We start from the raw sequence: 26,090 nt of genomic DNA on the forward strand, positions 1-26,090 counted from the left end.
ATCTTCCTCCTCGTCTTTGCTGTCTCTATCGTAACACGAATCCCGCAGAATCCGAACATTAAATTAAAAAATAAATAAAACGTTCGGATTCTCGCGTCCAATTTTATTCCCATTCAATGGTCGCTGGCGGTTTCGACGTGATATCGTAGACGACGCGATTAACGCCGGGCACTTCATTCACGATGCGCGTCGAAATTCGAGCCAAGACGTCCCACGGTACGCGTGCAAAGTCAGCCGTCATACCTTCCTGCGAAACGACGGCGCGGATCGCGAGCGTGTGTGCATACGTGCGTTCATCCCCCATGACACCAACCGTGCGGTTGCTCGTCAGAACGGTGAAATACTGCCAGATCTCGCGAGCAAGCCCTGCGTTCGCCACCTCATCACGCAAAATCGCGTCCGATTCACGCACAATGGCAAGCTTGTCCTCCGTCACTTCGCCAATCACGCGGATCGCCAAACCTGGACCTGGGAACGGTTGGCGCCACACCAGTTCGGAAGGCAACCCAAGTTGTTCGCCGAGACGTCTGACTTCATCTTTGAATAACTCTTTGAGCGGCTCGACGATTTGAAACCGCACATCTTCCGGCAGACCGCCGACATTGTGATGAGACTTGATGGTTGCCGCCGTATGCGTACCACTCTCGACAATGTCGGTATACAGTGTGCCCTGCACAAGAAAATCGAAAGGCCCTAAGCGCTCCGACTCTGCCTCAAACACGCGGATAAACTCCTCGCCGATGATCTTGCGCTTGCGCTCCGGGTCCTCAACCCCTGCCAACTTGCCAAGGAAGCGATCACGTGCGTCGACACGCACGACGTCAATGCCCAGTTGCCCACCGAGCGTCGACATCACGCTGTCGCTCTCCCCCTTGCGCAAGAGGCCGTGATCGACAAACATCGCTGTCAATTGATTGCCGATAGCGCGGTGCACGAGAGCAGCTGCGACCGAAGAATCGACTCCGCCGGACAGGGCAACGAGTACCCGCTTGTTCCCAACCTGCTCGCGGATTTTGGCCACCGATTCTTCAATCAGGTTGTCCATCGTCCAATCTCCATGGCAGCCGCAAATCTCAAACAGGAAATTGCGCAGCATGTCCGTGCCGTACTCACTGTGTTGCACTTCCGGATGGTATTGCACCGCATAAAGTGAACGTTCCGGTGCACTCATCGCCGCAATTGCGCCCGAGTCAGTCTTCGCATCGAGCCTAAACCCGGCTGGCACACCCGTCACGACGTCGCTATGACTCATCCACACCTGTTGTCGCTGCGGCAAATTCGCAAACACCGGCGATGCATCCGCTGCAACGTCAATATGCGCACGCCCGTACTCGCGTACGGCTCCCCGCGCCACGTCCGCGTGAAAAAGTTTTGCAATAAGTTGCATGCCATAACAAATGCCAAGGACGGGTACACCGAGTTCGAAGATGGCCGGATCGACCGTTGGTGCCCCTTCGGCAAACACACTTTTGGGACCGCCTGAAAACACAACGCCTTTCAGTGGTTTCTTGCGCAACTCGTCGGCGGGAGTGTTGTATGGCAACAGTTCCGAATAGACTCCCAGTTCGCGAATGCGTCGCGCAATCAACTGATTGTACTGTCCTCCGAAATCAAGAACGGCTACGACTTCATGCATATCTGTCTGGCACTCCTTTATGGGAAAAGGTCGTCTGAGGAGAGGTAATAAAAAAGACCGCCCTGTCCCACCAACATTGTGGGTACGAGGGTCGGCCCATGTATGACATGGCGAAACACCAACGTCCCCCGCACATTGTCGCAAACGAAAGGTGCACGAAACAAGCGCAGGTGCACAATTCGCACGGCATGCGGAAAGACGCAGTGATCCGAATTTACCTCCGACCTCGTAGCCAGGCAATTTACGGTTGCCTCGTAGAGACTGCCAAGCCATATTCTTGGCATTATACGAGTCTGGAATCACGCCATCATTCTATAGATTCACTAGCTTGTCGTCAATTGCTGAAAGTTGTCATAGAGGATGAGCGTTTTGCAGATTTCTGAGCCCTTGTGGGGTGGTCAAGGACTATGAAACACAGGGCCTGGCCGCGGCGACTTCAGAGCGCCCCCACCACAGGGTGCGGTACATATGGCTGCTCGAGATACGCAATCTCCTCGTCAGACAATTTGACGCTCAGAGATGCCACTGCATCGTCAAGATGGTGTTCCTTCGTCGCGCCCACAATCGGGGCCGTGACTGGTTGCTTATGCAACAGCCATGCCAAAGCCAGTTGTGCTCGCGGCACGCCATGCTTGTCTGCCAACTCGGCAACGCGATCGATGATGTCCTGATCCGCATCTGCCATTGGATCGTATTTCGCCTTTTGCACTTGATCCGTTTGCGATCTCGCCGTTGTTTCGGTTTTATCGCGCGTCAATCGCCCAGACGCCAAGGGGCTGTACGGAATGACGGCAATCTTCTCCGCGGCACACAACGGCAACATTTCTCTCTCTTCTTCGCGGTAAATCAAGTTGTAGTGATTTTGCATGGACACAAAGCGCGTCCATCCGTGTTTTTCAGCAACGGTAAGCGCCTTCAAAAACTGCCACGCATACATCGCGGACGCACCGATATACCGCGCCTTGCCGGCCTTTACAACATCGTGCAAAGCCTCCATCGTTTCTTCAATGGGGGTGGTATAATCCCAACGGTGAATCTGATATAAGTCCACATAATCTGTACCCAGTCGCTTTAGACTGTTATCGATTTCCGCCATGATCGCTTTGCGCGACAACCCTCTCCCATTCGGCCCCTCATGCATGGGGAAAAACACCTTGGTGGCGATCACGACTTCATCACGCCGCACAGACTCCTTCAGGATTTTCCCGACTATCTCTTCACTCGTTCCAGCAGAATAAACATTTGCCGTGTCAAAGAAATTGATGCCATAGTCGAGTGCCTTTCGGATGATGGGACGAGCTTCGTCTTCATCAAGTACCCAAGGATGTTGCCAGAGTCCGGGCTTACCAAAGCTCATACAGCCGAGACAAATGCGCGAGACGTCCAAGCCTGTATTGCCAAGTTTCACATATTCCATAACTCTGTCCTCCAATCTAACTCAACAGCGTTCATTCGCCCTTGATTGTACGCTGGGTCCTGACCTGGTCAATGCCCAAAACGACTGCTTTTGTCACGTAATCCACAAATGTTGTGGACTTGCCTATCATCCGCCGCCATCGATCCAGTGGCTCGCGCAAGCGCAGCGCCGCACCTGTTTCCAACGGCACACCTCCGTACAAAACGGCCTCGGCCTCACTCAACCAAGCAAAGAAATCCTCTTGGCTCGTACCAGAAGCTCGCGCCAACGGCCATAGCTGGCGCAGCGTGGCAGACTTGCCGGCACTCGGCAGGGAACGTTGCAAGAGCTCCCTACACGTGTTTGCCAAAGCTAGCTCCGGTGCCGTTCGCCATAGTCGTTCAAGCCGCCTCGCGTGAACGATGTAGCCCACGACGATTGCACAGAGCGATAGCCCGAAGATAACGCCGAAAGCAAGGACTGCCCATGCAGTCCAACGAAAGCGGGTTATTTCTCCGGTTTTCGACAACGTGTCCCAAGTTTGTTGGGTATGCGTCGGTGTGAAAGGATGCCCTTCACCTGTCGACGATGGCTGTCCACTCCCATCCCCGGGCGATCCTCCCTGCAACGTGAAGCCTGCGCCAAAGGGCATGTGGAAAGTCGGCGTCGGATCAAACGGAATCCAGCCGTACTCCGGAAAGTACACCTCAACCCAGGCATGGGCGTCCGCATCCGTCACTACATAGGTGTCAGGTCCTGTCTGATTGGCATGCGAAACGGCAAACCCTGTCACCCAACGCGTGGGTACACCCAACGTGCGCAGCATGACGGCCAAGGCACTCGAAAAGTTGTCACAGTATCCACGATGTGACTGAAACAAAAACTGTGCGACATAATCCTGGCCATCGGTAGGTGTCGGCACATTGGTCGTGGTATACATTTCGTGCGTCTGCAAATACGACATGAGACTCTTGACCATCTCGTATTCGGTCGTGGCATGCGCGCGTTGGACCGTCCGCTGTGCCAGTGCTGCAACCGATTTAGGCAGCGTCGAAGGTAGTTGCAAGTCATATTCCTGCACGTCTAATGGGATGGCGCGTTTCATGGCGGCAAACGGCTCGCGAATGCCGGCCAATAGAGGATACGGATTTGTCGGGACGGTTGTTTCCACCTCATAGCTCTGTCCCGGACGTAGGCGCGGCGCTTGAATATTGCCCTGTACCGTGTCCAAGGCAAAGCGGCCATCGTACAACCCTGGCAACCGGATGACGTCCGTCACCTCGTAGCCAGCCAGCAAATCCGAAGTGTCAACTGGGGACAACAGCGTGATCGTCTCGTCGAACGATCGCGCCGGCAAACCGATGAATCCGTTGTCTGCGATCAGCTGATCGAGTTGCTCCGATTGCATTTGGCTATCCGTCAACGGCGCGGAAACCCACCCCTGACCGGTATAGGTTGCCAACGTCTGGCCGCGCAGATACGTCGGTTCCGGTGCTGTGAGCGTTAATACCGGTCGTGAATTTCGGCTTAGCGCCCCACCAAGCTGGGCATCGTTCAGCGTATACCCCGTAACCAAGCCGCTTGTGCCTGTGGATTTCCCGCCGTGCCCCTCGCGCGCACCGGCGAAAGTTCGGTGTGGAAAAACAGCAACAAGCCCACCTGCGACAGCCAGAATAGACGTCACCGTTGCCGCTACGCGCGCGATGGCTCGCGTCTCCCACTTGTATCCGCCACGGTGGACAGCCATCACAAAAAACATAACCGCAAGCAGTGCAACGGCGGCTTGCAACGACTTGACCGGCGCCATGCTGGATAAAGCAATCAGCCCCGCACACGCGATGGCGTTATAAAACAACCACAGCACTGTGCGGCGGCTGGCGTACGAAACAAGCCAATAAGCGCCCGTTAGCAGCCAGACAAAGAGCCATGTCTGTAGCGGATCGGCCAGTGTTCCGTGGTGAAACACTTCGCTGAACTCGCGGGCGATGACGATTGTAAGATGCACAGTACTTGGCACAAACGCCACGTGCGTGTCCCGCCAATACCAGGCAACATAAGCACATGGCGCGAGCAACGACACGCCGACTCGCACACCCCGCCAGGACGTCGAAGCGCCTAAGGCAAGCACAGCCAGTAGCCAGAGCACGGATCGAAAGCCGTGCAACGCACCCGCGCCCGCGATGGGTAGAACGGCCGCGGCCAACCAGATGGCAGCGAGCCACGCATACACGACACGTGTAGCCAATCGATCACGCCCTGTGACCATGGACATCCCCCTTTGCGAGTAGCGTCAAATCGCGTGGCTCATGTATCCAACACACCTGTGCCCCGCGCTCGGCAAGCCAAGCCACGGCATCCTGCACATCGGAGTTGCCTTGCGCTGCACTTGCCATAGCCAGATGGAGCCGTCCGGCATACGAGCCAAGCCATGCGGCTTGCCTTGAAGCGATGGCGGTGCCAAGCAAAAGAATGGCGGCACTCTCACCTGGCACGTGAGACAACAAGGCCTGCAAATCTACGGCTTCATCCTGTCGCGTGCAACGAGCGAGGGCATCGAGCAACGCGACTGCGGGATCCGCGCCTGACAAGCCGCTGTCGTAGCGGCCAAGTGTCATAACCACCCGATTGGGCAATGCCAAGCTGACGTGCGCTCCAATCCGACCGGCTTCCCGCAAGGCGGTCGCAGTCAGCGTCATGACCAACTCAAATGATGCGTCATCCTCCATCGCGCCCCCACTCGTCCAGTAGGGCACAAAGAGCCAGGTTCGATCCGCCGGCGGATCGAACGATTTCGTATACAATGTGCCTTGTCGCAGAGAAGCGGGCCAGTGCACACGTGCCAGCGGATCGCCCTGGCGATATGGATCAATTCCGCCGACTGCGCCCCATTCAGCGCAGCGAAAGCCGGAACCACGGCTGCCTGCCATCACGTGCCGCGGCATTGGCAGACACCCGGGCAGATCGAGCGCTTTGGGATGAACGATGATTTCGGCTGCGAGAGGCAAGCGCCGCCGTACACTGACAAAGCCAAAAGCATCCGCCATTTCGATGCTGACTTCCGAGACGCGATGCACTCCGCGTGGCACGTTCAGTAGCGTGTACGACCAAACAGCGGATCGCCGCCAGAGCATCAACGAACGAACGGGTGTCCGCTGGGAATGTAGCGCAAGCGCGCCTTCCCAATCATCGTGCGGACGCAACCACATGATGGGTAGCCAACCTTGCCGTTGGATATCGAGGCGCACACAAATGTCGGAACTGGCCATCGTCCGCATCGGCAACGTGCGCTGTACACTGAGCGGCTGCAGAGCGGATGCGACCAACAGACATTCATAAAACCAGAGCGCCCACAGTGCCGCAGCGATAAAGAGCGCCGCACCGTGCCCAAGCAGCCATGCAACGATACTGACGCCTACCGCGAGACAGGCCAGTAGAGCGAGCTTAAAGGGCCAATCGATGCGCTGTGTCATCGGGTACCATCGAGGCGCGGCACAGGCACCTCAGATATCACTTGTTCCATCACATCCGCTACTTGTACGCCACCAAACCGCGCTTCAGGTGTAAGCCGCAAACGATGCCCAAAAACGTGCGGTGCAATCCATTGCACATCGTCAGGTACGACATACGTGCGCCCACAGAGATGGGCATTCGCTTTAGCGGCCCGCAACAAGGCCAGACTCGCGCGTGGACTGGCCCCCAGGTTGAGGTCGGGATGGCGGCGGGTAGCTGCCGAAAGCTCTGCGATGTAGTGAAGAACAGCGGGATCGACATGCACGTGTGCCGCCATGTGTTGCCACGCATGGATCCGCTCCGGGCTCGCCGATGCGGTGAGTTGCGAGAGCGGGTCTGCCCCGCCGTGGCTCGCCAGCATCAAAACCTCGTCGTCGACACTGGGATACCCTAAAGTGAGTCGAAAGAGGAAGCGGTCGAGCTGCGCCTCCGGCAGCGGAAACGTCCCTTCAAATTCAACTGGATTCTCCGTCGCCAGCACCATAAATGGTGAAGGTAGTTGGTATGTCTGGCCGTCAACGGTCACCACCCGTTCCTCCATGGCTTGCAACAGTGCGGATTGCGTACGGGGGGACGTCCGATTGATCTCGTCGGCAAGAATCATCTGGCCAAACACAGGGCCGCGGCGAAATTCGAAGTGACCCTTATGCTTGTCATAGACGGAAAAGCCGATAACGTCGGATGGCAGCATATCGGGCGTAAACTGTATGCGCTGCAACTGACAGCCAAGTACCATAGACAAGGCGCGCACGAGCGTCGTCTTACCGACCCCTGGCACATCTTCAATCAGGCAATGGCCACCGGCGATCACGGCAACCAGCAGCAAGCGCACGACGGATCTCGGCCCAAAAACCACCGTTCCGATTTGTTCGCGGATATTTTCAAACTCTGTCTGCCATTGATTTGCCATCCATTCCCCGTCAAATTCCACAGGTCTATCTCCTGTCTCCCGAAAATCTCTGTTCCCATACTAGCAAAACTCATTCTGTAAGGCCATGGAAAATACATAAGGTGCGGATCTGACGATCTTAAACAGCCATCTCTGGTCACCGTGTCGAATCGAATCATAGGCAGGCGAACAAGGGCCATATACTTTGATGAACGCGCTTTCTGGCGGACCTTCACCCCGTCAGTCCATGGCAGGCTGGTTCGCGAAAACGGCAAGGACGGAAGGAGTAATCTGGTTGAACCTCTTCCTTGGCAACATGGCAGCGTCCCGCTGGTCACTTGCGAACATTGGACCGTTTTACAGGATCATACTTCGCAAATCGGTTGTGAGTTTGTTACGATCAGAGTGGTACCTGCGGCGTCTGTTCAAATCGCCCAATGCCATGCCATTTCGATGCCAGCATGCATTTGTTGCGTTGTTACAACGACCACCGGATGCGATTGGTTCGTAATCCACCGACGGAGGTTTGCAAACTATGAGCTGGGAAGCGGAATGGAAGCAGTTCTATGCTTCTGATTCGGGACCTACTCCTCGCTACGGCAAAAATCCGTTTCCGAAGAGTGCAAAGCGCTGTAAACGCTGCAAAATGCCGTCTGAATTGCAGTTTTGCATCGTATGCCAAACTGAATTTGTCACGCAGGCCAGACTCTGTTTCACAACCGTCATGGATGCGATTGCGATTCAGGAGGAACCCAATCGCGCATATGAAGAGAAGCGTGCAGCGTATAAAGCGGCCAAACGTCGCTTCAAAGGCCTTTTAGAGCTGAAGTCATACGGTGTCACCTTCGAGCAGACGCCATACTTTCGAAAAGAGTTGCGCCGTTTGCGCGAGCGGTTGAAAGAGGAAAAGGCGATTGCCGCATCAGTGGCTGCTGACACGGCTGAACAAAAAACGGCTGCCCATCGTCAGTGACGTGACGATTGGGCAGCCGTCTTTATTTGCGCCTTGCTGCGACGGCAGCGCGAGCGCGATCGAAAACGCTCAATCTTTTCCAACCACCAATTCGGATTCTTGCAAAGCGTCGACGGGGTGGCGATTTGCCCGCTCCTGCCGTTCTTCCAGAAAATCTGGTTGTGGCGACGTCCTACGCACAAAGAAGGCCATGATGAATGCTGCCACGGACGCTGCAACTGCCACCATGAACGCATCGTTGATCCCCATCACGGTTCCCTGCGCCAGCGCGTGCGCCTCTGCCAGTTTATCGGTCGGCGCGATGTGTTGAGCAAGCATGATGCTTTGCACGTGCACCTTGGCGCGATCGGTCATCACCGTCACCAACAGCGCCGTACCAACCGCGCCTGCCACCATGCGCAGCGTGTTGAGCATGGCCGTGCCAAACGGATTCAGGCGCAAAGGCAGCTCGTTTAACCCTGCAGTCATAAGTGGCATCATCAAAATCGACATACCGAACATGCGCAAGGTGTACACCACGGTGCAGTAGAGGAACGTCGTGTCTGTCCCCAAGCGCGTTAAGCAATACGTGGTTGCGGCCGTAATCGCCAGACCGATGACGGCGAGCCAACGCGCGCCCATAAGATCAAATAGTTTGCCGGTGATGGGAGACATAATGCCCATCAAGATGCCCCCTGGCAAAAGCATGAGTCCCGACAAGAGCGGCGAAAAGCCACGGACGTTCTGCATGTACATCGGCATCAGAATGACACCCGCAAAGAGCGCAACGGAGACGATCACGTTGATGATGGTCGTCAAGGTATACATGGGATAGCGGAATATCCGAAACTCGAGAATCGGCTCGCGAGTGGACAATTGCCAGAAGACCAGAGCCACAAGACTCGCGGCGCCTACCGCCAGGCTGACGATGACGTCAAGGCCACCCCAGCCGACCGAACCGGCCTCACTGAAGCCGTATAACAGACCACCAAAGCCAATCGTCGATAAAGCTGCGCCTAGGCCGTCAAACTTAGGCCGACTCGTCGTCGTGACATTGCGCATGAGAAAGATGGCCAGGATCAAATCGACAAACGCGATCGGCATGATAATGTAAAACAACGTACGCCAAGACCCGTTTTGCACAATCCAGCCAGATAGCGTAGGTCCAATGGCAGGTGCAAAGTTGAGCGCGATACCGAAGATGCCCATCGCCATTCCCCGCCGTTCGGGAGGGAACAGCCGGAAGACTGCGTTCATCATGACGGGCATGAGTACCCCCGCCCCTGCGGCCTGCACGACGCGGCCAACGAGCATGATGCCAAAGCTGGGGCTAAGCCCGCAGATAACGGTTCCGATAAAAAACAGGGACATCGCTGTAATGTACAACTGTCTCGTGGTGAAGCGGGCAATGAGATAAGCCGTAATCGGAATGACAATGCCGTTGACAAGCAAGTAAATCGTTGTCAACCAGTCACCGGTCGTCGCCGAAATATGCATGCGATCCATGATTTGTGGCAGAGCGACGTTAATCAACGTCTGGTTGAGGAACGCGACGAACGCGCCAGCGAGCATGACGCCAAACACAGGCACGACGCGCACGCCAGTCTGTTCTGATGCAGAACGCATATGTAGTTGTTTCCCCCTTTAAAATGGACGCTCCATTGCAATCGCAGCTTTGGAACTATACGTCGCCAGTTGGAGCTTACGTTGTGATCAAAAGACGAAAAGCAACTTAGGCAGTGATATAGAGGAGATTCGTACCTTCTGCGAACGCGGGGATATGCATTCTTCCAGGCACGAAATGATTACTTATAGGCTATCATTTGCGTATCGATCGCGCAAGCATATTTCGTGAACAATTTGTTGCAACTTACAAAAGTGAAGTTAGGACTGAAAAGGGGAAAGGGCAAGAGTGTTACGAACCTGACAAACAAGGCTGCTGGTTGCCCACAGGGTGCAACCAGCAGCCTTATCGTTCCGAACGAATCGTTTCGTCCGGAGATTACATCATACCGTCCATGCCGCCCATGCCAGGTGCAGGAGCCTTTTCCTTCTCCGGCTTGTCTGCAACCGCAGCTTCCGTCGTGAGGAACGAAGCCGCGACGCTCGCTGCGTTTTGCAAAGCGGAGCGCGTAACCTTCGCCGGGTCGACAATACCAGCTTTCAGCATATCCGTCCACTCGTCGGTAGCTGCGTTGTAACCGAAGCCAACGGCTTCTTTCTTCAGGCGATCGACGATGATGGAACCCTCAACGCCAGCGTTCTCAGCGATTTGGCGAACCGGAGCCTCCAGGGCCTTACGAACCAGGTTGACACCCGTCAACTCATCGCCTTCAGCCTTGACGCTGTCAAGCGCCTTGATGACGTTGACGAGAGCTGTACCACCGCCAGGAACGATACCTTCTTCGACGGCTGCACGCGTCGAGTTGAGCGCGTCTTCGATGCGGAGCTTCTTCTCTTTCAACTCCGTCTCCGTCGCAGCGCCGACCTTGATTACAGCCACGCCACCAGACAATTTTGCCAAGCGCTCTTGCAACTTCTCGCGATCGAAATCGGAGGTCGTCTCTTCGATCTGATTCTTAATTTGGTTGATGCGAGCTTGGATATCAGACTTGTCACCCGCACCGTCGACGATGATGGTGTTCTCCTTGCTGACGCGAACTTGGCGCGCACGACCGAGTTGCTCGATGCCCGTGTTTTTCAACTCGAGGCCGAGTTCCTCGCTGATGACCTGACCGCCAGTCAAAGCCGCGATGTCCTGCAACATAGCCTTGCGGCGATCGCCAAAGCCTGGCGCCTTCACGGCAACAGCGTTAAACGTGCCGCGGATCTTGTTGACGACGAGGGTTGCGAGTGCTTCGCCTTCGACGTCTTCCGCAATCAACAACAACGGACGGCCAGATTGGACGACGCGCTCAAGCACTGGCAAAATCTCTTGGATGTTGCTGACCTTCTTATCGGTGATCAAGATGAATGGCTCGTCCAGGACAGCTTCCATCTTGTCGGTGTCGGTGACCATGTACGGCGAGATGTAGCCGCGGTCAAACTGCATACCTTCTACCACTTCGAGTTCAGTGGTAAAGCCTTTCGACTCTTCGACCGTGATCACGCCGTCGTTGCCCACTTTTTCCATGGCATCGGCGATGAGCAGCCCAATCTCTTCCGCACCAGCCGAAATGGCAGCAACCTGCGCGATGTTCTCGCGACCCTCAACCGGCTTCGAAATCTTCTTGATCTCGTCGACAGCAGCCGCCACAGCCTTTTCGATGCCGCGCCGCAAAACCATCGGATTTGCGCCAGCCGCAACGTTTTTCAGGCCCTCGCGGATCATCGCTTGCGCGAGAACCGTTGCCGTCGTCGTACCATCACCAGCAACGTCGTTCGTCTTCGTCGCAACTTCTTTGACGAGCTGAGCGCCCATGTTCTCATACGCGTCTTCCAGCTCAATCTCTTTTGCAATGGTGACACCGTCGTTGGTGATCAGGGGCGATCCGAATTTCTTTTCCAGAACGACGTTACGGCCCTTGGGACCGAGTGTCACTTTCACCGCATCAGCGAGCGCATCGACACCGCGCAGCATCGCACGGCGAGCTTCTTCACCAAAGCGAATTTCCTTTGCCATCCTGTATACCTCCCTGACGTTTTATGTAGTCGACTTACTTCTCGACGATCGCCAAGATGTCGCTTTCGCGCAGAATCAACACTTCTTCGTTGTTCACTTTGATTTCCGTGCCAGCATACTTCGAGAAAATCACGCGATCTCCGACTTTGACCTCGAGCTCCTGACGCTTCCCATCTTCGAACTTGCCCGGGCCGACAGCGATAACCTCGCCCTCTTGCGGTTTTTCCTTCGCATTGTCTGGAAGGAAAATGCCACTTGCGGTTTTCTCTTCACGTTCAACTGGACGCACCACAACGCGATCAGCGAGCGGCTTCAGCATGTGAACAACCTCCCTGTTGGATTTGAGTGTCTTCTTTTGTTAGCACTCTCGTTCAGTGAGTGCTAACACCAAGGACTATAATAATCTCTCGCTTCAAAGAGTGCAACCGTCTCCATAAAGATTTTCGAGATCCTTGTTAGAGGCCGTCAGCCAACAGAAAAGCTAGCAAACGTGCTGCATCCTCCGCCGCAAACACAGGCACCGGCAACCGACACCCCTTAGGCGCAATGGCAGCAACCAGGTTTGCCGCACCTGCCGCCATGAGCTTGTCCCATTCCGCTTCGGAAGCAACGACAGCCACCTTCGGCAACCAACTGCCCTTGACCCCTTCGACGATCGCGATGTCAGGCGCCTGCTCGCCTGCAACGGCATGCAACCGTGCAAACCACAATTCGAGGCTCGAGCACTGCGCCTGCCAGTCGTGCAAGAGCCATCCACGTGCACTGGCTACAAGTGTCCAACGCGCCCCTGCATGGGCTGCACGCACCGTATCGGCATCTGTCTTCTCCCAGTCTGGCCAATCCAGTTGATCCGCATGCCCATCGTGCTTGATATAGGCAACCTCGAGTCCACGCCGCTTCGCCTCGCGAATCAAGTTCTCGGCAGCCACCGTTTTCCCTGCGTCCTGAAAGCCGACGATGCCAATCATCTTCGGGCGCTTTTCGCGACTAAAGGCGGCGGATGGCGGCGATTTAGGCATTGAGCCACCCGCCGATCCCGAGTACGGCAATATCGCGTCGACGCACCCGCAAACCGGCCAAAACGCGAGGAAGCAACTTATCGAATGCGGTTATCGGATCGTGAATGACGGCGCCAGGGAGCCCAAAGATGGCCGCGTGTCCGCGGTATGCTAGCATCATCATGGAGCCCGGAATCATCGGTATACCGTGCGTCACCACCTCCGTGGCAGCACGGCGAATGGCTGCCGGCGAACGGTCATCTGGGTCGACCGACATGCCCCCCGTGACGAGCACGAGCGTGGCTCCATCTGCGACCACACGCGCAATCTCACCGGCAATGGCGTCCGGATCGTCCCCGACCAGCGTCTGCTCGACGTCGCGAATGCCATATGCGGCCAATTTTTCGCGCAGGACCGGGCCAAATCGGTCTTCGATTCGGCCGCTTAAAATCTCGCTCCCGGTGGTGACCAGATGCACCTTCTGCGGGCGATACGGCAACACATCGACGATGCTGCGCCGGTGTGCCCCACGCGCGATCACTTCGATTGCGCGCACCTTCTCCTCCGCGATGACGAGCGGGATGGGCCGCACACTGGCCAGGCTTGTCCCTACTGTGACGTGTTGAAAGGGCAAGCGTGTTGCGATGGCAATTTCGTCAATGCTGTTCATCGCCGTTACTCGCCTGGCATCGACCCACAACATCCCCTCCCGGTCTGCCTTGAGTACGACCTTGCCTTCTTCGACGTCGGAAAGGCGCACGCCCCTTCCTGCGATCGCCCTAGCCATGCGGATAGCTGCGTCGTCCTCGTGCAACTCCCCATCATCTAGTTCCAGAATGTAAATGTGTCGCTTCCCCATGTCGAGCAAGACCGGGATGTCCTCTTCCCGAATGATATGCCCACGCCGAAATTGACGTCCTTTAAACTCCCCCGGGACGATTCTCGTCATGTCGTGCGCCAATTGCATGCCAACTGCATTCTCCACAGGCACCTCGCGCCGTTTCATGTGCATCCCCCTTCCGCCAACCAGGCTTTGTAATCGTCCGGCGTGTGAACCGGACGTACGGCCCAGGGTTGATGAGAAAATTCGAGTCCCGCGATCGATAGTCCAACAAGCCCTGGCAGCAGCCGGCGCTCGCCGCGCCGCGCCGCCTCTATGAACGCGGTCGCAACATGTTGCTGATAAGCTGCACACAGTGGCTGCAGCCGCCCCTCGCGCATCGCCGCCACGCCGTCGGCATCCGAATGCCGCAAGCGCTCGAGCAGCGTTGCCAGGACCTGCGGGGTGATGCCCGGCAAATCGCCCGCGATCAAATGAAACGTAGCCGTCGGATGGGGCCACGTGGAAAAAATCGCTCCCAATGCCTGCAGCGGTCCCTGCCAAGGTACCGGATCAAGCCGCCACTCCACCCTTCTCGGCAACCACGGCTCGATGCTTGCGCACAAGTCAGTCTCGTTATGGCTGACGATCACGGTGTCCGACACGGCCAGCGCAGAGCGAATTACGTGTGCCAAGACTGGCAATCCGGAGCTGTCACGGGCGAGCAGCAACTTGTTCCCGTATTCAGCCATGCGCCTACTCTGCCCACCGGCCAAGACGATTACAGCGTGCTCCTCCCGCAGTCGAACACACCTCCGTCCGTCAGGACTGCGTGCATGCGGACATCGTGCGGATCAAAAGGCAAACAATCGACGAATTGTTCGGAAAAACAAACGCCGACGCGCACAGGAAACTGCTGTTCCGCGTCCGCGAAATACCGATCATAATAGCCACCGCCGTAGCCGAGACGAACGCCGTCTTTGGCAAACGCGAGACCCGGCACAAAGGCTAGGGTAATCTCCTCGCGCGGCACCGTCGGCGCGTCGTCCCGCGGAGCGAGGATGCCATAGCGGCCAGGCACGAGATCGTCCATCGTACGTACAACAGAAAATGCCATGTCACCATCATCGCGGACGCGCGGATAGGCCAAGCAGTAGCCTTTCGCCGAGAGCCATGTATGTGCATCCGCCAGATTAAGCTCACCGGATGTCGCTGCATACATGGCAACCACGCATCCCCGTCCCTTTGCTTCGCGCTCGGCCAAGGCCACGGCGAGCAACGCTGCCTCGCGCTCTTTGCGCGTCCGTTCCTCCCCGGCAATGGCGAGGCGCACACGGCGAAATGATTTTCGTAAGGCTGTCTTATCACCTGACAATGTCGCGAGCGTCCTCCTGCCGATACAAGTCGAGCTTCCAAAATAACCACGGCGCACCAAGCGTTGTCCAGGCGGCGACCAGCACGACGCGCACGTACTGCCAAAGCGGTTGCTCCAAACGCGCTTGTACTGCCCATTGTATCGCAACAATACCTGCCAACGCGATGATTGCAACACAAATTCGCTTCCACAACGCAGGTTGTATATCGGTGTGTAAAAACTGGCGTTCAATGGCAGCCCCAGCACCGATAGCCATTAGAAATGCCGCATAGACACCCGCCGCGCCATGGTGATCGACAGCCAACAGCAACGCAGGAAATACGACGGAAAAAGCTAGTGCGATGGGAAACGGAACCTGCCGATACGTCCACCAGCGCCCAAGTTGCCAACCACAAATCCCGATAAGAAGTCCAATACCCCAACCGACGACGACGTCAAGTGGCCAATGAAGTCCTAAGTAGATGCGTGAGATGCCGATGGCCGCAACCAAAATGATGCCGATCCACATGATGTACCGACGGCGAAACCACTTGGCGATCCCAGCAAAAAACGTCATCGTGCCTTGCGCGTGTCCGCTCGGCATCGACAAACCAGTGGCCGAACTGATATAACCGGAACGAATACCTGGTACACCGAGCGGCCGAGCAACGTGGAACACCGACTTAAGCCAAGCGTTGGTATACATACTGGTAAGAAACACATAGGCCAAGCGCATGCCCAATGTGCGATTGACGGCTAGAAATAAGATTGGAAGTATGAGTAGATATACCGATTCGGTGCCGAGGAACGACAGCCCAACAGCCAGTTTGTCCAGCCACGGCGTATGAAAGGATTGAATCCACCGGATCAGGTGGTACTGCCACCCGAATCCCTCTGGTAGCGGAAACGTCGGAGTAGGCATGAAGAGTCCTCCTTGCGCAATATGTCAGGGACGTTGCTAGAGTGTATGGACAAAGGAGAACACATATGATTGTTTTACAGGCAAGCCATTTGAAAAAGAGCTATGACGGCGTTGAAGTGTTAGTCGACGCGTCCGTCATCATTCGCGCTGGCGATAAAGTGGGATTGGTCGGGGGCAACGGAGCTGGCAAAACGACGCTGCTTAAGCTCATCACCGGTGAAGAACAACCAGATGGGGGCACCATCGCGAAGCGCGATGGCCTGCAGATGGGGTACGTGTCTCAGTACGTGCAACCCGATGCAGACACGACGGTTTACCAGTTCGTGGCTGAAGCGCAGAAACCTTTGCAGCTAATGGAGGCCAAACTGCGAGAACTCGAGGCAAAGATGGCAGATCCCAACGTTTACACGAATGAGCAGCGATTTGCCGACATCACGCAAACCTACGAGCGGGCGGCCCATCAATTCGAACAAGCCGGCGGCTACGCTTGGCAAACCAATGTGCGCCGCGTGCTCGCGGGCCTACAGTTTGCTGCCGAGATGCAACCCTTACCCATATCGGCGCTAAGCGGCGGTCAGCGCACCCGATTGGCGCTTGCGCGCCTACTCGTGCAGCAACCAGATTTACTCGTCCTCGACGAACCAACCAACTATCTCGACACGGACACGCTCGCCTGGTTGGAAGGCTATCTCAAACACGACGAGGGAAGTCTGCTCGTCGTCTCGCATGATCGGTACTTTCTCGATGAAGTTACGACCCAGACGATCGCGCTCGAAGATGGCATCACCCGCCACTACCCAGGCAACTATGCTGCCTATGTCCTGCAGTCACAGCAGGAGCGGGAACAGCAGGCGAAGCTGTACGAACAACAGCAAGAGGAAATTGCCAGGCTCGAATCGTTTGTCCAAAAGAACATCGCGCGCGCCTCGACGACCAAACGGGCCCAAAGCCGACGAAAGATGCTGGAGCGCATGGAGCGGGTGGAACGCCCCCGCGGCGACGGTCCAAGCGTACGAGTTGAATTCGAGCCGCGCCGTCCGTCTGGCCGTGACGTGCTGCAAGTGTCCGATCTCACCATTGGCTACTCGCATCACATCGTGGCCCAGCACATCTCATTTCACCTGGAACGCGGTATGCGCCTGGCGATCCTAGGGCCAAATGGCGCCGGGAAATCGACGCTACTCAAGACGGTCGTTGGGCTTTTGCCGGCACACACCGGGCAGATCAAATGGGGGCAACACGTCGAAGTTGGCTATTACGACCAAGAACAATCTGACCTGGACGACACCAAGAGCGTGATTGACCAAGTCTGGGACGAGCGCTTGGATTTGGACGAAACGTCCATCCGCAAGGCCTTGGCGCAATTTCTGTTTCGTGGCGAAGATGTCGTGAAGCCCGTCTCGGGACTGAGCGGTGGCGAACGCAGCCGTTTAAATCTATGTCGCCTCATGCTACGGCAAGCGAACGTGTTGGTGATGGACGAGCCTACCAATCACCTGGACATTCCGAGTAAAGAGGCATTGGAGCAAGCTCTTACCGACTATAGCGGCACGCTGCTTTTCGTCTCACATGACCGTTATTTTATTGACGCGATTGCAACCCACATCGCCGTTCTAGAGCCAGATGGCTTGGTCAAATACCTCGGCAACTACTCCGACTACCGTGAAAAGGTTGCTGAAAACGAGCGTATTGCAAGTATCGAACAAAGTGTGCAGAATGCGAAAGAGCACACTCGTCATCCTGCAACTGCCGATGCGACAACGAGTCAACCTTCTACGCGGCGCCGCATTCGCTCCAGTGACGTGCGCAAGCTACAGGACGAAATTGAAAAATGGGAGCGCACAACTGCCGAACTGGAAGCAAGATTGACCGCCATTGGCATGGAGCAAAGCGAAGCCGCCGCAATGCAGGACATCGACCGCATTCGAGCCCTGGAAGAGGAACGCGAACACGTCGAACAAGCGTGTCATCAAGCCCTGGAGAAATGGGAGCAAGCTTCATTGCAACTAGAGATGCTGCAATCTGAATCCGATTGATCCTACCGAGCATACGAGGGCTGTCGCCCTCGTTCTTTTTTAGGCTCCAAGAAGTGCATGAACCTTCAGGATTTCAAAGCGAAGTTCATCGAGTTCAGACGAGGACTATTTGACGAGGTACCGTAGATTCTCGCCAATCGCGTCAAGATCCTTTTCCATGCTGTTGACCTCATTCTGCATGTCCGTTAATGCGGTGCTCAAGCCGTGTCACCCTGATGCCGAGACTGTGAATCTCGACAGCCAGCTCGTGCCCATCCGTATCGAACCGCGTGGACAATTCGTCGATGTGCGTGCCAAGCACCTCTGTGCACTCGTCCAACCGCGTCGACAATTCTTCGATGTGCGCCGACAGCTCATTGTTACGAGCCTCTAACATCGTCGAGAACGAGATGGTTTGAAGCTCTAGCTTTTCGTCCAAAACCGCGCTAAATATTTTAATCCACGTATCCTCGTGCATCGGTGCCCCTCCCCGCGACCACCAAATATCCCAGGAATGACTGCATGGATGAACATCAAGGTGTGGTTCCCCGACGTTTGGACTCAAATTACCATAGCTCCGGTGACTCGTCTATGACGTATGGCATATAAGATGAGCCTTTCCGTTATGCTACTCCTTCAGAAAGTGAAACACGGGAATTTTCAGTTTATCCACATTGTCCACCGACTTATCCACAGGCCTAACAGCCTGTATTTCGAGCCCTTTCGACACTTTTCCACATGTTCCACAAGAATAAGACATCGGGTTATTCACAGGTTAGGGACAATCTGTACGACATCTGGCCAGTTTTCATCCTGCCAATCCACAAGGGGCAGTTGGGCGTACGCGTTGAGCGACAATGGGCTCCAACGCCCTTGTTTTGCCCGCGGATAAGCCGCCGCCGCAATCATCGCCGCATTGTCGGTGCACAGTTCAATCGGCGGAAACATTGCGCTTATTGAGAGCTCTTTCGCCAACTGAGACATCGCTTCGCGCAGGCCTCGATTGGCCGCCACGCCGCCAGCCACCACAATTGTACGTGCCCCTGTGTGCACAGCGGCCCGCTTCGTCTTTTCGACCAAGACCTCGACCACAGCAGCTTGGAAACTCGCACATACGTCTTCGACCAATACAGCCTGACCCCGATTCTTGCGCTTGACGATCTCGTTATTGACCGCTGACTTCAGCCCACTGAACGAAAAATCAAAGCTATCGTCTTCCAGCAGGGCTCGCGGAAACGCAAACGCATCCGGACGCCCGCGATGGGCGAGATCGTCCACCTTAGGACCGCCTGGGTACGCCAGCCCAAGTAGCCTTGCCACCTTGTCATAGGCCTCTCCGGCCGCGTCGTCGCGCGTCCCGCCAAGACGGGTAAAGCGAAATTTGGCATCGACGCTCAGCAGTTCGGTATGCCCTCCAGAAACAACAAGGCACAAAAACGGCGGCGTCGCCCCAGTGCCCCCATCTAAAGTCAGCATAGCTGCCGCCACGTGACCGGCGATATGATGAACCCCAACAAGCGGCTTGCCAGTTGCCAAGGCGTACCCCTTTGCCGCCGATACGCCGACCAGCAGTGACCCAAGAAGGCCAGGGCCACACGTCACCGCAATCGCGTCGATATTCGACCACGTCATGTTCGCATCGCGAAACACTTGTTCCACGACCCTGGTGATATCCACAACATGCTGTCGCGATGCTACCTCAGGCACGACACCGCCAAAGCGCGCATGCAAGTCGATCTGGCTGGCAGTCACCTGAGCCAGCAGATGTGTGCCATCTTGTACGATCGCGGCAGAAGTCTCGTCGCAACTCGTCTCAATTCCCAAGATGTTCATCCCTGCACCTCCCCGTCCCCTGTCACGCGCGGTGGCAAATCGGCCCACATGATGATGGCATCCTCGTTGTTGTCCGTGTAGTACCCTTTGCGTATGCCTACCCGCTCAAAGCCATACTTGCGATATAAATTTTTGGCGATCTCGTTACTCACGCGCACCTCGAGTGTCATCTTGCGGCCCCCAGCCGCCATGCAGATGGACATCAGGGTCTTTAACAACGTCTCGCCCAACTTCAGGCCGCGAAAATCGGGATCGACCGCAATGTTGGTAATATGGCCTTCGTCCATAATCATCCAAAAACCGGCGTAACCGGCGATCCGTTGGTCGTACTCGGCGACGACATAGCGCGCAAGCCGATTCTCCACCAATTCTCCGATGAACGCCTGCCGCGACCAAGGCGCGGTGAACGAGCGATGCTCCACGCGCAATACCTGATCGAGATCGCGCAAGAGCATGCGCCGGATCACCAGTCGTTCGGGATGCCAATCCTGTCGCTCCATCATGTCGAACCTCCCTCGGACGCGGCTTGCCACTTCGCTTCAGCTTCCACAAGAAGAGCATAAACCGGCGCCAATGCATGTAGACCATCGCCTGTGTAAACGGCGTATTCGGGGCACTTGCCAAGTTCCAGCAGCGCCTGTGGCATCAGCCCTGAGAGCGCTCCCCATGTGAGCGATCTCGCCACATGCGTCGGCATGGGCCAATCTCTCGGCAAGTCGTGGACGATAAGCGCATCCTCGCCATCGCCCACCACCTGCAACCATGACGCAATGGGCAGAACTTGAATGTCGCAGTCACGCACAAAGCGCTCGTCGACAGCGCGTGTATAACAAGCGCCAAACGCGCGGCCGCGACGCGCATTCAGCATCACCACAATGCGGTGGGGCAAGCCGTTGGCAGCCTCCGCGAGCACCGCCGCGCGTGCCATGGCGTCGAGGGTGGGCACGGCAACCACTGGCACCCGAAGGGCGTGACCCATCGCCTTCGCCGTCGCCACCGCCATGCGCACGCCTGTATAACTGCCAGGTCCGACGCCCGTCACGATGCGCTCCACGTCCGTCATCGCGAGGCCCGCGCTCGCCAAGGCAAACTGCACGGAGGGTTGCAGCAACCGCGAGTGCCCCCGCGGTACGCGCTGGATGACGCCGCTCAACAGCCTGCCATCGCTTGTACCTGCGCCGACAGCCAGCGTATCGGTCGCGGTATCCATTGCGATCACGCCCATCAGCCAACCCACTCCTTCATTCGTGCACAAGCGCTCACGCCGACCGCCTGCGCGCGAAACGCCCGCTCACCGCCTGCCAATGGCGTGATAACAATGTCCAAGTATGTATCCAAGCACCTGCGCACGCCCTGCGGCCACTCAATCAGCACGATGTGCGAACCATCGAAGTAATCGTCAAAGCCAATGCCAACAAGCATATCCTCGCTCAGTTGCGCCAGCGGATCGTCCGGGTCGTCGTACAGTCGATATAAGTCCATATGAACGAACGGCTCCCTGCCTTCGTATTCGCCAACAATGGTGAATGTTGGGCTCGTCACCTCGCTGCCGACGCCGACGCCGCGCGCGACAGCCTTCGCAAAGCGCGTCTTGCCTGCGCCGACGGGGCCGCTTAACAGCACGACGTCCCCTGGCTTGAGTACCTGTCCCAGACGCTCGCCCAATTCATCTGTCGCGCTGGGGGTGTGAGCGACCTGTTCCCACTGTTCCTGCATGCCAAATCTCCATTTCTATCGCGATGTAAAGTGGTTGTATCCCTTTGCTTCGACGACCTCCAGCCCGTCCGCTGTCCGCATGACAACGCCATCTCCGTCTTCACAGCGCCCGATAGCTGTCACCGGCACATTGTACAGATTTGCGGCTGCGAGCAAGCGCGCAAACGCCTCGTGGGGGGCGGCGCCGACGAGTTCGTAATCCTCGCCACCGTACAACGCATAGTCGACGGCCGACCGGCCTGCAAAGCGTGCATGCTCCTTGACCTCTGGTCGAATGGGCAGCTGATTCTCGGCAATCACACAGCGAACGCCACTCGCCGTTGCGATTTCGTTCAACTCGCTCGCCAGACCATCGCTTACGTCGTTTAAGGCGGAAACGCCTGCCCGCGCCGCTGCAAGGCCCAAACCGATACGCGGAGTCGGCCGCTGATGACAGCGTGCTAACGCCGCCTGTGTCACCGGTGATGCACTGTGCTTGCCTTGTAACACGTCCAATCCAGCCGCTGATCCACCGAGCCATCCGGTGACAAACAGGATGTCTCCAGGTCTCGCGCCGCTGCGCAGGATGGGGCGCTCTGCTTTGCCGACAAGCGCGATGGAAACGGTGAAAGGTCCTGGCGTCGAAACGACATCACCGCCGACGACGCTACAACCAAACTCGGAACAAGCCTCTGCCAGTCCATCGTAAAGCTCCGCCAGCTCCGCTTCCCGCCAGCTCGGCGACACCGCCAGCGTCACCGTCGCCCACAGCGGTTCGCCGCCCATCGCAGCGATATCACTGATGGAGACGGCGAGCGATTTATAGCCCAGATTGTGTCGGGTTATGGTCGACTCCAAAAAGTGAACACCTTCAACCAGCGCATCGGTCGTCAGCACCAGTTGACCTCGTGGTGGCGTCACCACCGCGGCGTCGTCGCCAGAGGCGACAACGACATCGGGGCGTGGTGCAGGCAAGCGCTCCAGCAACGCGCGAATGAGCGCAAATTCGTCCATCTTCGATGCCTCCAACGGCGCCCCCGCCTTAAGCAGGAGGCGTGATCGCATCCATTCACATTGGCTTCATGATAGCAATTTTGTGGACGAATTGCTTGTGACGGCATGTGTCGGTGCACTTGTCCATAGACATGAAAAAGGATTGGCAAGCGAGGTGGGCGTATGGAGTGGATACCGCAAATACTTCAATATGTTACCGCTGGCCTGGTATATCTCGGATATCCCGGCGTGTTTGTGGCGATGGTGATGGAAGGGCTCGGACTGCCTTTCCCAGGAGACGTGTTCCTCGCATTTTACGGATACTCGGTGGCCGAACACAGCATGCATGGAATCACCGTGTTTTGCTTTGGCACGCTCGGTTATTTCACCGGCGTATCCATCGTGTTCTTACTCACGCGCCGATTCGAAAAGGTGTTGCTGCGGCCCTTATACCAGATGCGGCTGCTAAACGAAGCGCGCTTGCAGAACACCGGCGGACTCATGGATCGCTATGCGGCCCTCGTCCTTATTCCAGGCCGCTTTCTCCCGGGTATCCGTTCTCTAAGCACCTATGCGGCCGCACTGAGCACGATGCCATACGCTTCATTTGCACTGTATTCCATCGTCGGTTCCATCGTTTGGTGTGGTGCCTGGCTAGGCCTAGGGTACTGGTTTGGCGAAAATGTCGACGCCATGATGAAGCATGTGCAAACGACATTGATGTGGGTTACCATCATTCTCGTGGCAGGTGCTATCGCATACTGGCTACTGCGCAAATGGCAGGCCGCATTGGATGTGAGGAACAAAAAGTGAGTGAGCGTGTACTTTGTATCGAATGGTGTGTGAAAAATGAGCGGTTCGGCACGCGCGAAGCTATGGAAAGCATCGTCGACAAGCCTGTCGGCCACCGCCGCTACGCCTGTCTTGACCTGTGTGAAATCTGTATGCGGCAACCATTTGTCGTAATTGACGATCACGTTGTCACAGCCGCTGATGCACGGACACTTCGTGAAATGCTTCGTCACCCAAACCTTAGATGAGATGCAAAAAGGCCGACGCGGGCCGTTTCCCCGGCTCCCGTCGGCCTTTTTGCCAAGCACCTAACACGTCAGGATACACTCGATGTATCGGTCTGTGTCTGCTCGGCTGGCAAGGCGCTGACAATCTTCCCCTGTGGCATCGCAAAGATCCCCTTACTGACAATCATCTGCGCCGCAGTGTCGACTAACGAGGCCTCCACTGGCTGTTTGGGGCTCGGGATGCTAATGCGAACCTTCTTATTCTGATCCGTCATAAACGCCAAGTGCAATGCGAATTTTGTCGCCATCGATAATCCCCCTCTACGTCAACCATGTAGTCGCCTTACGCCGTCGTGCCTGTATTAGTGCCTGTCGTACCACCGGTTTGCCCGGCTCCGCCAGCATCCGACAAAGCGGTAACATCCACGCGCGAAATCTGCATAAGCGGCTCGTCAATCAACGCCGCCAAAGCCTGCCCCACCGCCAAAATGTCGTCGTTTGCCGCGCTCGGCGAGACATACGCGAACTTGTGCACCTTCACCTGCGCCTGTCCGTTTGCCTTTGTACCTGACTGCGTCTGCAACTGAAGCGTCGTTCCGACTGCCGTGGTCTGTGCCATCGTCATGGCCTCCTCTCTGCGTGTCGCCTACTCGCGAACGCACTCGAAGAAATGCATTCCCAGCACCGATACAGGGACAACCCTGCCCCGTATGCATATCCAAACTTGATTAGGGAATTTTATCCTAAAAAGGCACCTGGAGGTGATTGTGATGCGATCGAAAAGAGTCATCCGTCGCCTCGGCGATTGGACGCCGCATGATCGTCGAGTGCGTCTCGACCGTCTCAATGCACCTGTGCTGTCTGACGCGATGGCGATTACTCCATCCGATTCGTCACCAGCACCGCCAGCTGACTGGTTGACGCCTGATCTAGATGCCAACATCGCCACACTGCGCGATACGTTGCAGAAAGCGTCCGATGTCGTTTTCCGCCCGCTCGTCGTCCTTGGCGGCAAACGGGCTTGCATTGTGTATGTCGATGGCCTCTCCGACATGGAGCTGGTTGATGCACATGTGCTCGAGTCGCTTATTCAAGCGCACTCCCCGGCACCTGACACTCCACACCCCCTCGCGATTACCCATGTCGAGGCAGCAGCAGAGCAGGTGACGACCGCCGGTGTGAAGCCCGTGCGCACGTTTTCAGCAGCCGTCGAATCGATCATCGTCGAATTACAAGTTGTACTCTTCCTCGAGGGGACCGAAACAGCCATCGCCTTAAACGCAGGGGGTGGCGAAAATCGCGCCATTTCGGAGCCCGATGCCGAAGCGGTGGTGCGCGGCCCACGCGAAGGTTTTAACGAAAGCCTACGCACGTCCATCACGCTCCTGCGCCGCCGCATTCGCACGCCAGATCTCGCCATCGAGACCATGCAACTCGGTACATATACACAAACCAAAGTGGCTCTATGCTACATCGAAGGGATCGCTGATTCGGAAATCGTCAACGAAGTACGTACCCGTCTCAAGCGCATCGACACCGACAGCATTATCGACACCGGCTATATCGAGGAGTTGATTGAAGACAATCCGTTTTCTCCGTTTCCCCAGATTCAAAACACCGAGCGCCCAGACGTGGTGGCCTCGATGCTGGTCGAAGGGCGCGTCGCGATTCTCGCCGATGGATCGCCGTTTGCGCTCATCGCTCCGATCAACTTCTGGGGTGCATTGCAAGCTGCGGAAGACTATTATGAACGCTTCCCAATCGTCAATCTCATTCGCTGGTTGCGCTATCTTTTCATGTTTATCGCACTTTACTTGCCGTCTTTGTACGTCGCGATCACGACTTTTCATCAAGAAATGCTGCCAACCAAGCTCCTCTTGTCGATCGCGGCGGCGCGCGAAGTCACGCCACTGCCCGCGATCGCCGAATGTCTGTTGATGGAAATCACCTTCGAAGCCCTGCGCGAAGCAGGTATTCGCTTGCCGAAGGCTGTTGGTTCCGCCATCAGCATCGTCGGGGCGCTCGTCATTGGCCAGGCCGCCGTCGAGGCCGGCATCGTGTCGGCGCCGATGGTCATCGTCGTCGCCATCACGGGCATCGCCTCCTTTGTCATTCCGCGCTACAGCTTTACGATCGCGATTCGCATTTTGCGCTTCGGCATGATCATCCTTGGTGGCACCATTGGCTTATTTGGCATCATCGCATTCACACTTGCCGTCATCGTACATCTCGCGAGTTTGCGCTCCATCGGCGTGCCGTATCTGATGCCGGCATCGCCTTTGACGAAAAAGAACATGCGCGATGTCATTACGCGTCCGCCACACTGGGCGATGCGTTGGCGTCCAATCGAAACAAGCAAGCCCAACCGCCAACGACAGAGCAATGCAATGGCTCCGGCGCAACGCATGCCCCGGGGCAAACGCCGAATGTAGAAAG

The 26,090-nt window shown here is 56.5% G+C and carries 26 protein-coding genes and 1 riboswitch; of the genes, 5 read left to right on the forward strand and 21 right to left on the reverse strand.

Going from position 1 to position 26,090, the window contains the following annotated elements; genetic code table 11:
- Positions 1–103: 103 nt before the first annotated feature.
- The 5 genes from guaA to BLU70_RS07585 all read right to left on the reverse strand — a co-directional run bounded on the left by guaA (position 104) and on the right by BLU70_RS07585 (position 7,473).
- Positions 104–1,636, reverse strand: coding sequence for a glutamine-hydrolyzing GMP synthase (gene guaA, locus BLU70_RS07565; RefSeq protein ID WP_006447870.1), 1,533 nt, complete (start codon positions 1,634–1,636; stop codon positions 104–106).
- Positions 1,637–1,845: 209 nt separating this feature from the next.
- Positions 1,846–1,947: riboswitch (purine riboswitch) on the reverse strand.
- Positions 1,948–2,072: 125 nt separating this feature from the next.
- On the reverse strand, positions 2,073–3,053 hold the full coding sequence (locus tag BLU70_RS07570) for an aldo/keto reductase (protein WP_006447869.1): 981 nt from the start codon (positions 3,051–3,053) through the stop codon (positions 2,073–2,075).
- Between the two features lie 31 nt (positions 3,054–3,084).
- Entirely contained in the window at positions 3,085–5,298 is a 2,214-nt protein-coding gene (locus tag BLU70_RS07575) for a transglutaminase TgpA family protein (protein WP_074693046.1), read from the reverse strand.
- Positions 5,282–6,502: a DUF58 domain-containing protein gene (locus BLU70_RS07580; protein WP_074693049.1), complete on the reverse strand. Its 1,221-nt coding sequence runs from the start codon at positions 6,500–6,502 to the stop codon at positions 5,282–5,284. Before BLU70_RS07580 ends, BLU70_RS07575 begins: the two co-directional genes overlap by 17 nt.
- Positions 6,499–7,473, reverse strand: coding sequence for an AAA family ATPase (locus BLU70_RS07585; RefSeq protein WP_006447866.1), 975 nt, complete (start codon positions 7,471–7,473; stop codon positions 6,499–6,501). The genes BLU70_RS07580 and BLU70_RS07585 overlap by 4 nt, the downstream gene beginning before the upstream one ends.
- A 493-nt stretch (positions 7,474–7,966) precedes the next feature.
- Here BLU70_RS07585 and BLU70_RS07595 point away from each other — a divergent pair, with 493 nt between their 5' ends.
- Positions 7,967–8,404, forward strand: a complete 438-nt coding sequence (locus BLU70_RS07595; protein ID WP_052012391.1) for a hypothetical protein — start codon at positions 7,967–7,969, stop codon at positions 8,402–8,404.
- 69 nt (positions 8,405–8,473) lie between these two features.
- Here BLU70_RS07595 and BLU70_RS07600 read toward each other — a convergent pair whose 3' ends face one another.
- The 8 genes from BLU70_RS07600 to BLU70_RS07635 all read right to left on the reverse strand — a co-directional run bounded on the left by BLU70_RS07600 (position 8,474) and on the right by BLU70_RS07635 (position 16,099).
- Positions 8,474–10,009 carry a DHA2 family efflux MFS transporter permease subunit gene (locus BLU70_RS07600; protein ID WP_006447863.1) on the reverse strand — a complete coding sequence of 512 codons (1,536 nt, stop codon included), beginning with the start codon at positions 10,007–10,009 and terminating at the stop codon, positions 8,474–8,476.
- Positions 10,010–10,385: 376 nt separating this feature from the next.
- Positions 10,386–12,005, reverse strand: a complete 1,620-nt coding sequence (groL, locus tag BLU70_RS07605; protein ID WP_006447862.1) for a chaperonin GroEL — start codon at positions 12,003–12,005, stop codon at positions 10,386–10,388.
- Positions 12,006–12,039: 34 nt separating this feature from the next.
- Entirely contained in the window at positions 12,040–12,324 is a 285-nt protein-coding gene (gene groES, locus BLU70_RS07610) for a co-chaperone GroES (protein WP_006447861.1), read from the reverse strand.
- A gap of 136 nt (positions 12,325–12,460) precedes the next feature.
- Positions 12,461–13,024, reverse strand: a complete 564-nt coding sequence (gene mobB / locus BLU70_RS07615; protein WP_052012390.1) for a molybdopterin-guanine dinucleotide biosynthesis protein B — start codon at positions 13,022–13,024, stop codon at positions 12,461–12,463.
- The gene (locus tag BLU70_RS07620) at positions 13,017–14,009 is read right to left on the reverse strand and encodes a molybdopterin-binding protein (RefSeq protein ID WP_040290426.1); all 993 of its coding nucleotides are present in this window, start codon (positions 14,007–14,009) and stop codon (positions 13,017–13,019) included. The genes mobB and BLU70_RS07620 overlap by 8 nt, the downstream gene beginning before the upstream one ends.
- Positions 14,006–14,575, reverse strand: a complete 570-nt coding sequence (mobA, locus tag BLU70_RS07625; protein WP_074693148.1) for a molybdenum cofactor guanylyltransferase — start codon at positions 14,573–14,575, stop codon at positions 14,006–14,008. The genes BLU70_RS07620 and mobA overlap by 4 nt, the downstream gene beginning before the upstream one ends.
- A 29-nt stretch (positions 14,576–14,604) precedes the next feature.
- The gene (locus BLU70_RS07630) at positions 14,605–15,198 is read right to left on the reverse strand and encodes a 5-formyltetrahydrofolate cyclo-ligase (RefSeq protein WP_006447857.1); all 594 of its coding nucleotides are present in this window, start codon (positions 15,196–15,198) and stop codon (positions 14,605–14,607) included.
- The gene (locus BLU70_RS07635; protein WP_074693051.1) at positions 15,188–16,099 is read right to left on the reverse strand and encodes a phosphatase PAP2 family protein; all 912 of its coding nucleotides are present in this window, start codon (positions 16,097–16,099) and stop codon (positions 15,188–15,190) included. The genes BLU70_RS07630 and BLU70_RS07635 overlap by 11 nt, the downstream gene beginning before the upstream one ends.
- Positions 16,100–16,164: 65 nt before the next feature.
- Here BLU70_RS07635 and BLU70_RS07640 point away from each other — a divergent pair, with 65 nt between their 5' ends.
- Complete coding sequence (locus BLU70_RS07640; RefSeq protein ID WP_074693054.1) at positions 16,165–18,135, forward strand: ABC-F family ATP-binding cassette domain-containing protein; 1,971 nt, start codon at positions 16,165–16,167, stop codon at positions 18,133–18,135.
- Between the two features lie 169 nt (positions 18,136–18,304).
- Here the strand turns inward: BLU70_RS07640 and BLU70_RS07645 are convergent, their stop codons facing one another.
- The 6 genes from BLU70_RS07645 to thiL all read right to left on the reverse strand — a co-directional run bounded on the left by BLU70_RS07645 (position 18,305) and on the right by thiL (position 22,656).
- Positions 18,305–18,592 (reverse strand): hypothetical protein, encoded by a 288-nt coding sequence (locus tag BLU70_RS07645; RefSeq protein ID WP_074693057.1) that lies wholly within the window; start codon positions 18,590–18,592, stop codon positions 18,305–18,307.
- Positions 18,593–18,882: 290 nt separating this feature from the next.
- A complete protein-coding gene (gene tsaD, locus BLU70_RS07650; RefSeq protein ID WP_006447853.1) occupies positions 18,883–19,947 on the reverse strand; it encodes a tRNA (adenosine(37)-N6)-threonylcarbamoyltransferase complex transferase subunit TsaD in 1,065 nt (354 codons plus the stop codon).
- Positions 19,944–20,450, reverse strand: coding sequence for a ribosomal protein S18-alanine N-acetyltransferase (gene rimI / locus BLU70_RS07655; RefSeq protein WP_006447852.1), 507 nt, complete (start codon positions 20,448–20,450; stop codon positions 19,944–19,946). The genes tsaD and rimI overlap by 4 nt, the downstream gene beginning before the upstream one ends.
- On the reverse strand, positions 20,447–21,172 hold the full coding sequence (gene tsaB, locus BLU70_RS07660) for a tRNA (adenosine(37)-N6)-threonylcarbamoyltransferase complex dimerization subunit type 1 TsaB (protein WP_006447851.1): 726 nt from the start codon (positions 21,170–21,172) through the stop codon (positions 20,447–20,449). Before tsaB ends, rimI begins: the two co-directional genes overlap by 4 nt.
- Positions 21,172–21,663, reverse strand: coding sequence for a tRNA (adenosine(37)-N6)-threonylcarbamoyltransferase complex ATPase subunit type 1 TsaE (tsaE, locus tag BLU70_RS07665; RefSeq protein ID WP_074693059.1), 492 nt, complete (start codon positions 21,661–21,663; stop codon positions 21,172–21,174). Before tsaE ends, tsaB begins: the two co-directional genes overlap by 1 nt.
- A gap of 15 nt (positions 21,664–21,678) precedes the next feature.
- Complete coding sequence (thiL, locus tag BLU70_RS07670) at positions 21,679–22,656, reverse strand: thiamine-phosphate kinase (protein ID WP_074693061.1); 978 nt, start codon at positions 22,654–22,656, stop codon at positions 21,679–21,681.
- A gap of 162 nt (positions 22,657–22,818) precedes the next feature.
- Here thiL and BLU70_RS07675 point away from each other — a divergent pair, with 162 nt between their 5' ends.
- Together BLU70_RS07675 and BLU70_RS07680 are read left to right on the forward strand one after the other, a co-directional pair.
- The gene (locus tag BLU70_RS07675; protein ID WP_006447848.1) at positions 22,819–23,448 is read left to right on the forward strand and encodes a DedA family protein; all 630 of its coding nucleotides are present in this window, start codon (positions 22,819–22,821) and stop codon (positions 23,446–23,448) included.
- Positions 23,445–23,675, forward strand: a complete 231-nt coding sequence (locus tag BLU70_RS07680) for a DUF1450 domain-containing protein (protein ID WP_074693063.1) — start codon at positions 23,445–23,447, stop codon at positions 23,673–23,675. Before BLU70_RS07675 ends, BLU70_RS07680 begins: the two co-directional genes overlap by 4 nt.
- 68 nt (positions 23,676–23,743) lie before the next feature.
- Here BLU70_RS07680 and BLU70_RS07685 read toward each other — a convergent pair whose 3' ends face one another.
- Both BLU70_RS07685 and BLU70_RS07690 read right to left on the reverse strand, forming a co-directional pair.
- Entirely contained in the window at positions 23,744–23,962 is a 219-nt protein-coding gene (locus BLU70_RS07685; RefSeq protein WP_006447846.1) for a DUF2922 domain-containing protein, read from the reverse strand.
- 35 nt (positions 23,963–23,997) lie between these two features.
- Positions 23,998–24,273 (reverse strand): DUF1659 domain-containing protein, encoded by a 276-nt coding sequence (locus BLU70_RS07690; protein ID WP_052012387.1) that lies wholly within the window; start codon positions 24,271–24,273, stop codon positions 23,998–24,000.
- 151 nt (positions 24,274–24,424) lie between these two features.
- On the opposite strand from BLU70_RS07690, the gene BLU70_RS07695 reads away from it, so the two are divergent.
- Complete coding sequence (locus BLU70_RS07695) at positions 24,425–26,086, forward strand: spore germination protein (RefSeq protein ID WP_244885143.1); 1,662 nt, start codon at positions 24,425–24,427, stop codon at positions 26,084–26,086.
- Positions 26,087–26,090 lie beyond the last annotated feature (4 nt).

The organism is Alicyclobacillus hesperidum (genome assembly GCF_900107035.1).
Taxonomy (GTDB): domain Bacteria; phylum Bacillota; class Bacilli; order Alicyclobacillales; family Alicyclobacillaceae; genus Alicyclobacillus; species Alicyclobacillus hesperidum.

Excerpts from the sequence above, each read along its gene's own strand:
- tsaB (WP_006447851.1), bottom strand. The coding sequence starts at position 21,172 with ATGGGCGTGATCGCAATGGATACCGCGACCGATACGCTGGCTGTCGGC.
- BLU70_RS07675 (WP_006447848.1), top strand. The coding sequence starts at position 22,819 with ATGGAGTGGATACCGCAAATACTTCAATATGTTACCGCTGGCCTGGTA.
- BLU70_RS07600 (WP_006447863.1), bottom strand. The coding sequence starts at position 10,009 with ATGCGTTCTGCATCAGAACAGACTGGCGTGCGCGTCGTGCCTGTGTTT.
- BLU70_RS07685 (WP_006447846.1), bottom strand. The coding sequence starts at position 23,962 with ATGGCGACAAAATTCGCATTGCACTTGGCGTTTATGACGGATCAGAAT.
- thiL (WP_074693061.1), bottom strand. The coding sequence starts at position 22,656 with ATGGACGAATTTGCGCTCATTCGCGCGTTGCTGGAGCGCTTGCCTGCA.
- groL (WP_006447862.1), bottom strand. The coding sequence starts at position 12,005 with ATGGCAAAGGAAATTCGCTTTGGTGAAGAAGCTCGCCGTGCGATGCTG.
- BLU70_RS07635 (WP_074693051.1), bottom strand. The coding sequence starts at position 16,099 with ATGCCTACTCCGACGTTTCCGCTACCAGAGGGATTCGGGTGGCAGTAC.
- BLU70_RS07695 (WP_244885143.1), top strand. The coding sequence starts at position 24,425 with ATGCGATCGAAAAGAGTCATCCGTCGCCTCGGCGATTGGACGCCGCAT.
- tsaE (WP_074693059.1), bottom strand. The coding sequence starts at position 21,663 with ATGCAGGAACAGTGGGAACAGGTCGCTCACACCCCCAGCGCGACAGAT.
- mobB (WP_052012390.1), bottom strand. The coding sequence starts at position 13,024 with ATGCCTAAATCGCCGCCATCCGCCGCCTTTAGTCGCGAAAAGCGCCCG.
- BLU70_RS07595 (WP_052012391.1), top strand. The coding sequence starts at position 7,967 with ATGAGCTGGGAAGCGGAATGGAAGCAGTTCTATGCTTCTGATTCGGGA.
- BLU70_RS07570 (WP_006447869.1), bottom strand. The coding sequence starts at position 3,053 with ATGGAATATGTGAAACTTGGCAATACAGGCTTGGACGTCTCGCGCATT.
- BLU70_RS07620 (WP_040290426.1), bottom strand. The coding sequence starts at position 14,009 with ATGAAACGGCGCGAGGTGCCTGTGGAGAATGCAGTTGGCATGCAATTG.
- guaA (WP_006447870.1), bottom strand. The coding sequence starts at position 1,636 with ATGCATGAAGTCGTAGCCGTTCTTGATTTCGGAGGACAGTACAATCAG.
- mobA (WP_074693148.1), bottom strand. The coding sequence starts at position 14,575 with ATGGCTGAATACGGGAACAAGTTGCTGCTCGCCCGTGACAGCTCCGGA.
- BLU70_RS07690 (WP_052012387.1), bottom strand. The coding sequence starts at position 24,273 with ATGGCACAGACCACGGCAGTCGGAACGACGCTTCAGTTGCAGACGCAG.
- BLU70_RS07575 (WP_074693046.1), bottom strand. The coding sequence starts at position 5,298 with ATGGTCACAGGGCGTGATCGATTGGCTACACGTGTCGTGTATGCGTGG.
- BLU70_RS07645 (WP_074693057.1), bottom strand. The coding sequence starts at position 18,592 with ATGCACGAGGATACGTGGATTAAAATATTTAGCGCGGTTTTGGACGAA.
- BLU70_RS07640 (WP_074693054.1), top strand. The coding sequence starts at position 16,165 with ATGATTGTTTTACAGGCAAGCCATTTGAAAAAGAGCTATGACGGCGTT.
- groES (WP_006447861.1), bottom strand. The coding sequence starts at position 12,324 with ATGCTGAAGCCGCTCGCTGATCGCGTTGTGGTGCGTCCAGTTGAACGT.
- BLU70_RS07580 (WP_074693049.1), bottom strand. The coding sequence starts at position 6,502 with ATGACACAGCGCATCGATTGGCCCTTTAAGCTCGCTCTACTGGCCTGT.
- tsaD (WP_006447853.1), bottom strand. The coding sequence starts at position 19,947 with ATGAACATCTTGGGAATTGAGACGAGTTGCGACGAGACTTCTGCCGCG.
- rimI (WP_006447852.1), bottom strand. The coding sequence starts at position 20,450 with ATGATGGAGCGACAGGATTGGCATCCCGAACGACTGGTGATCCGGCGC.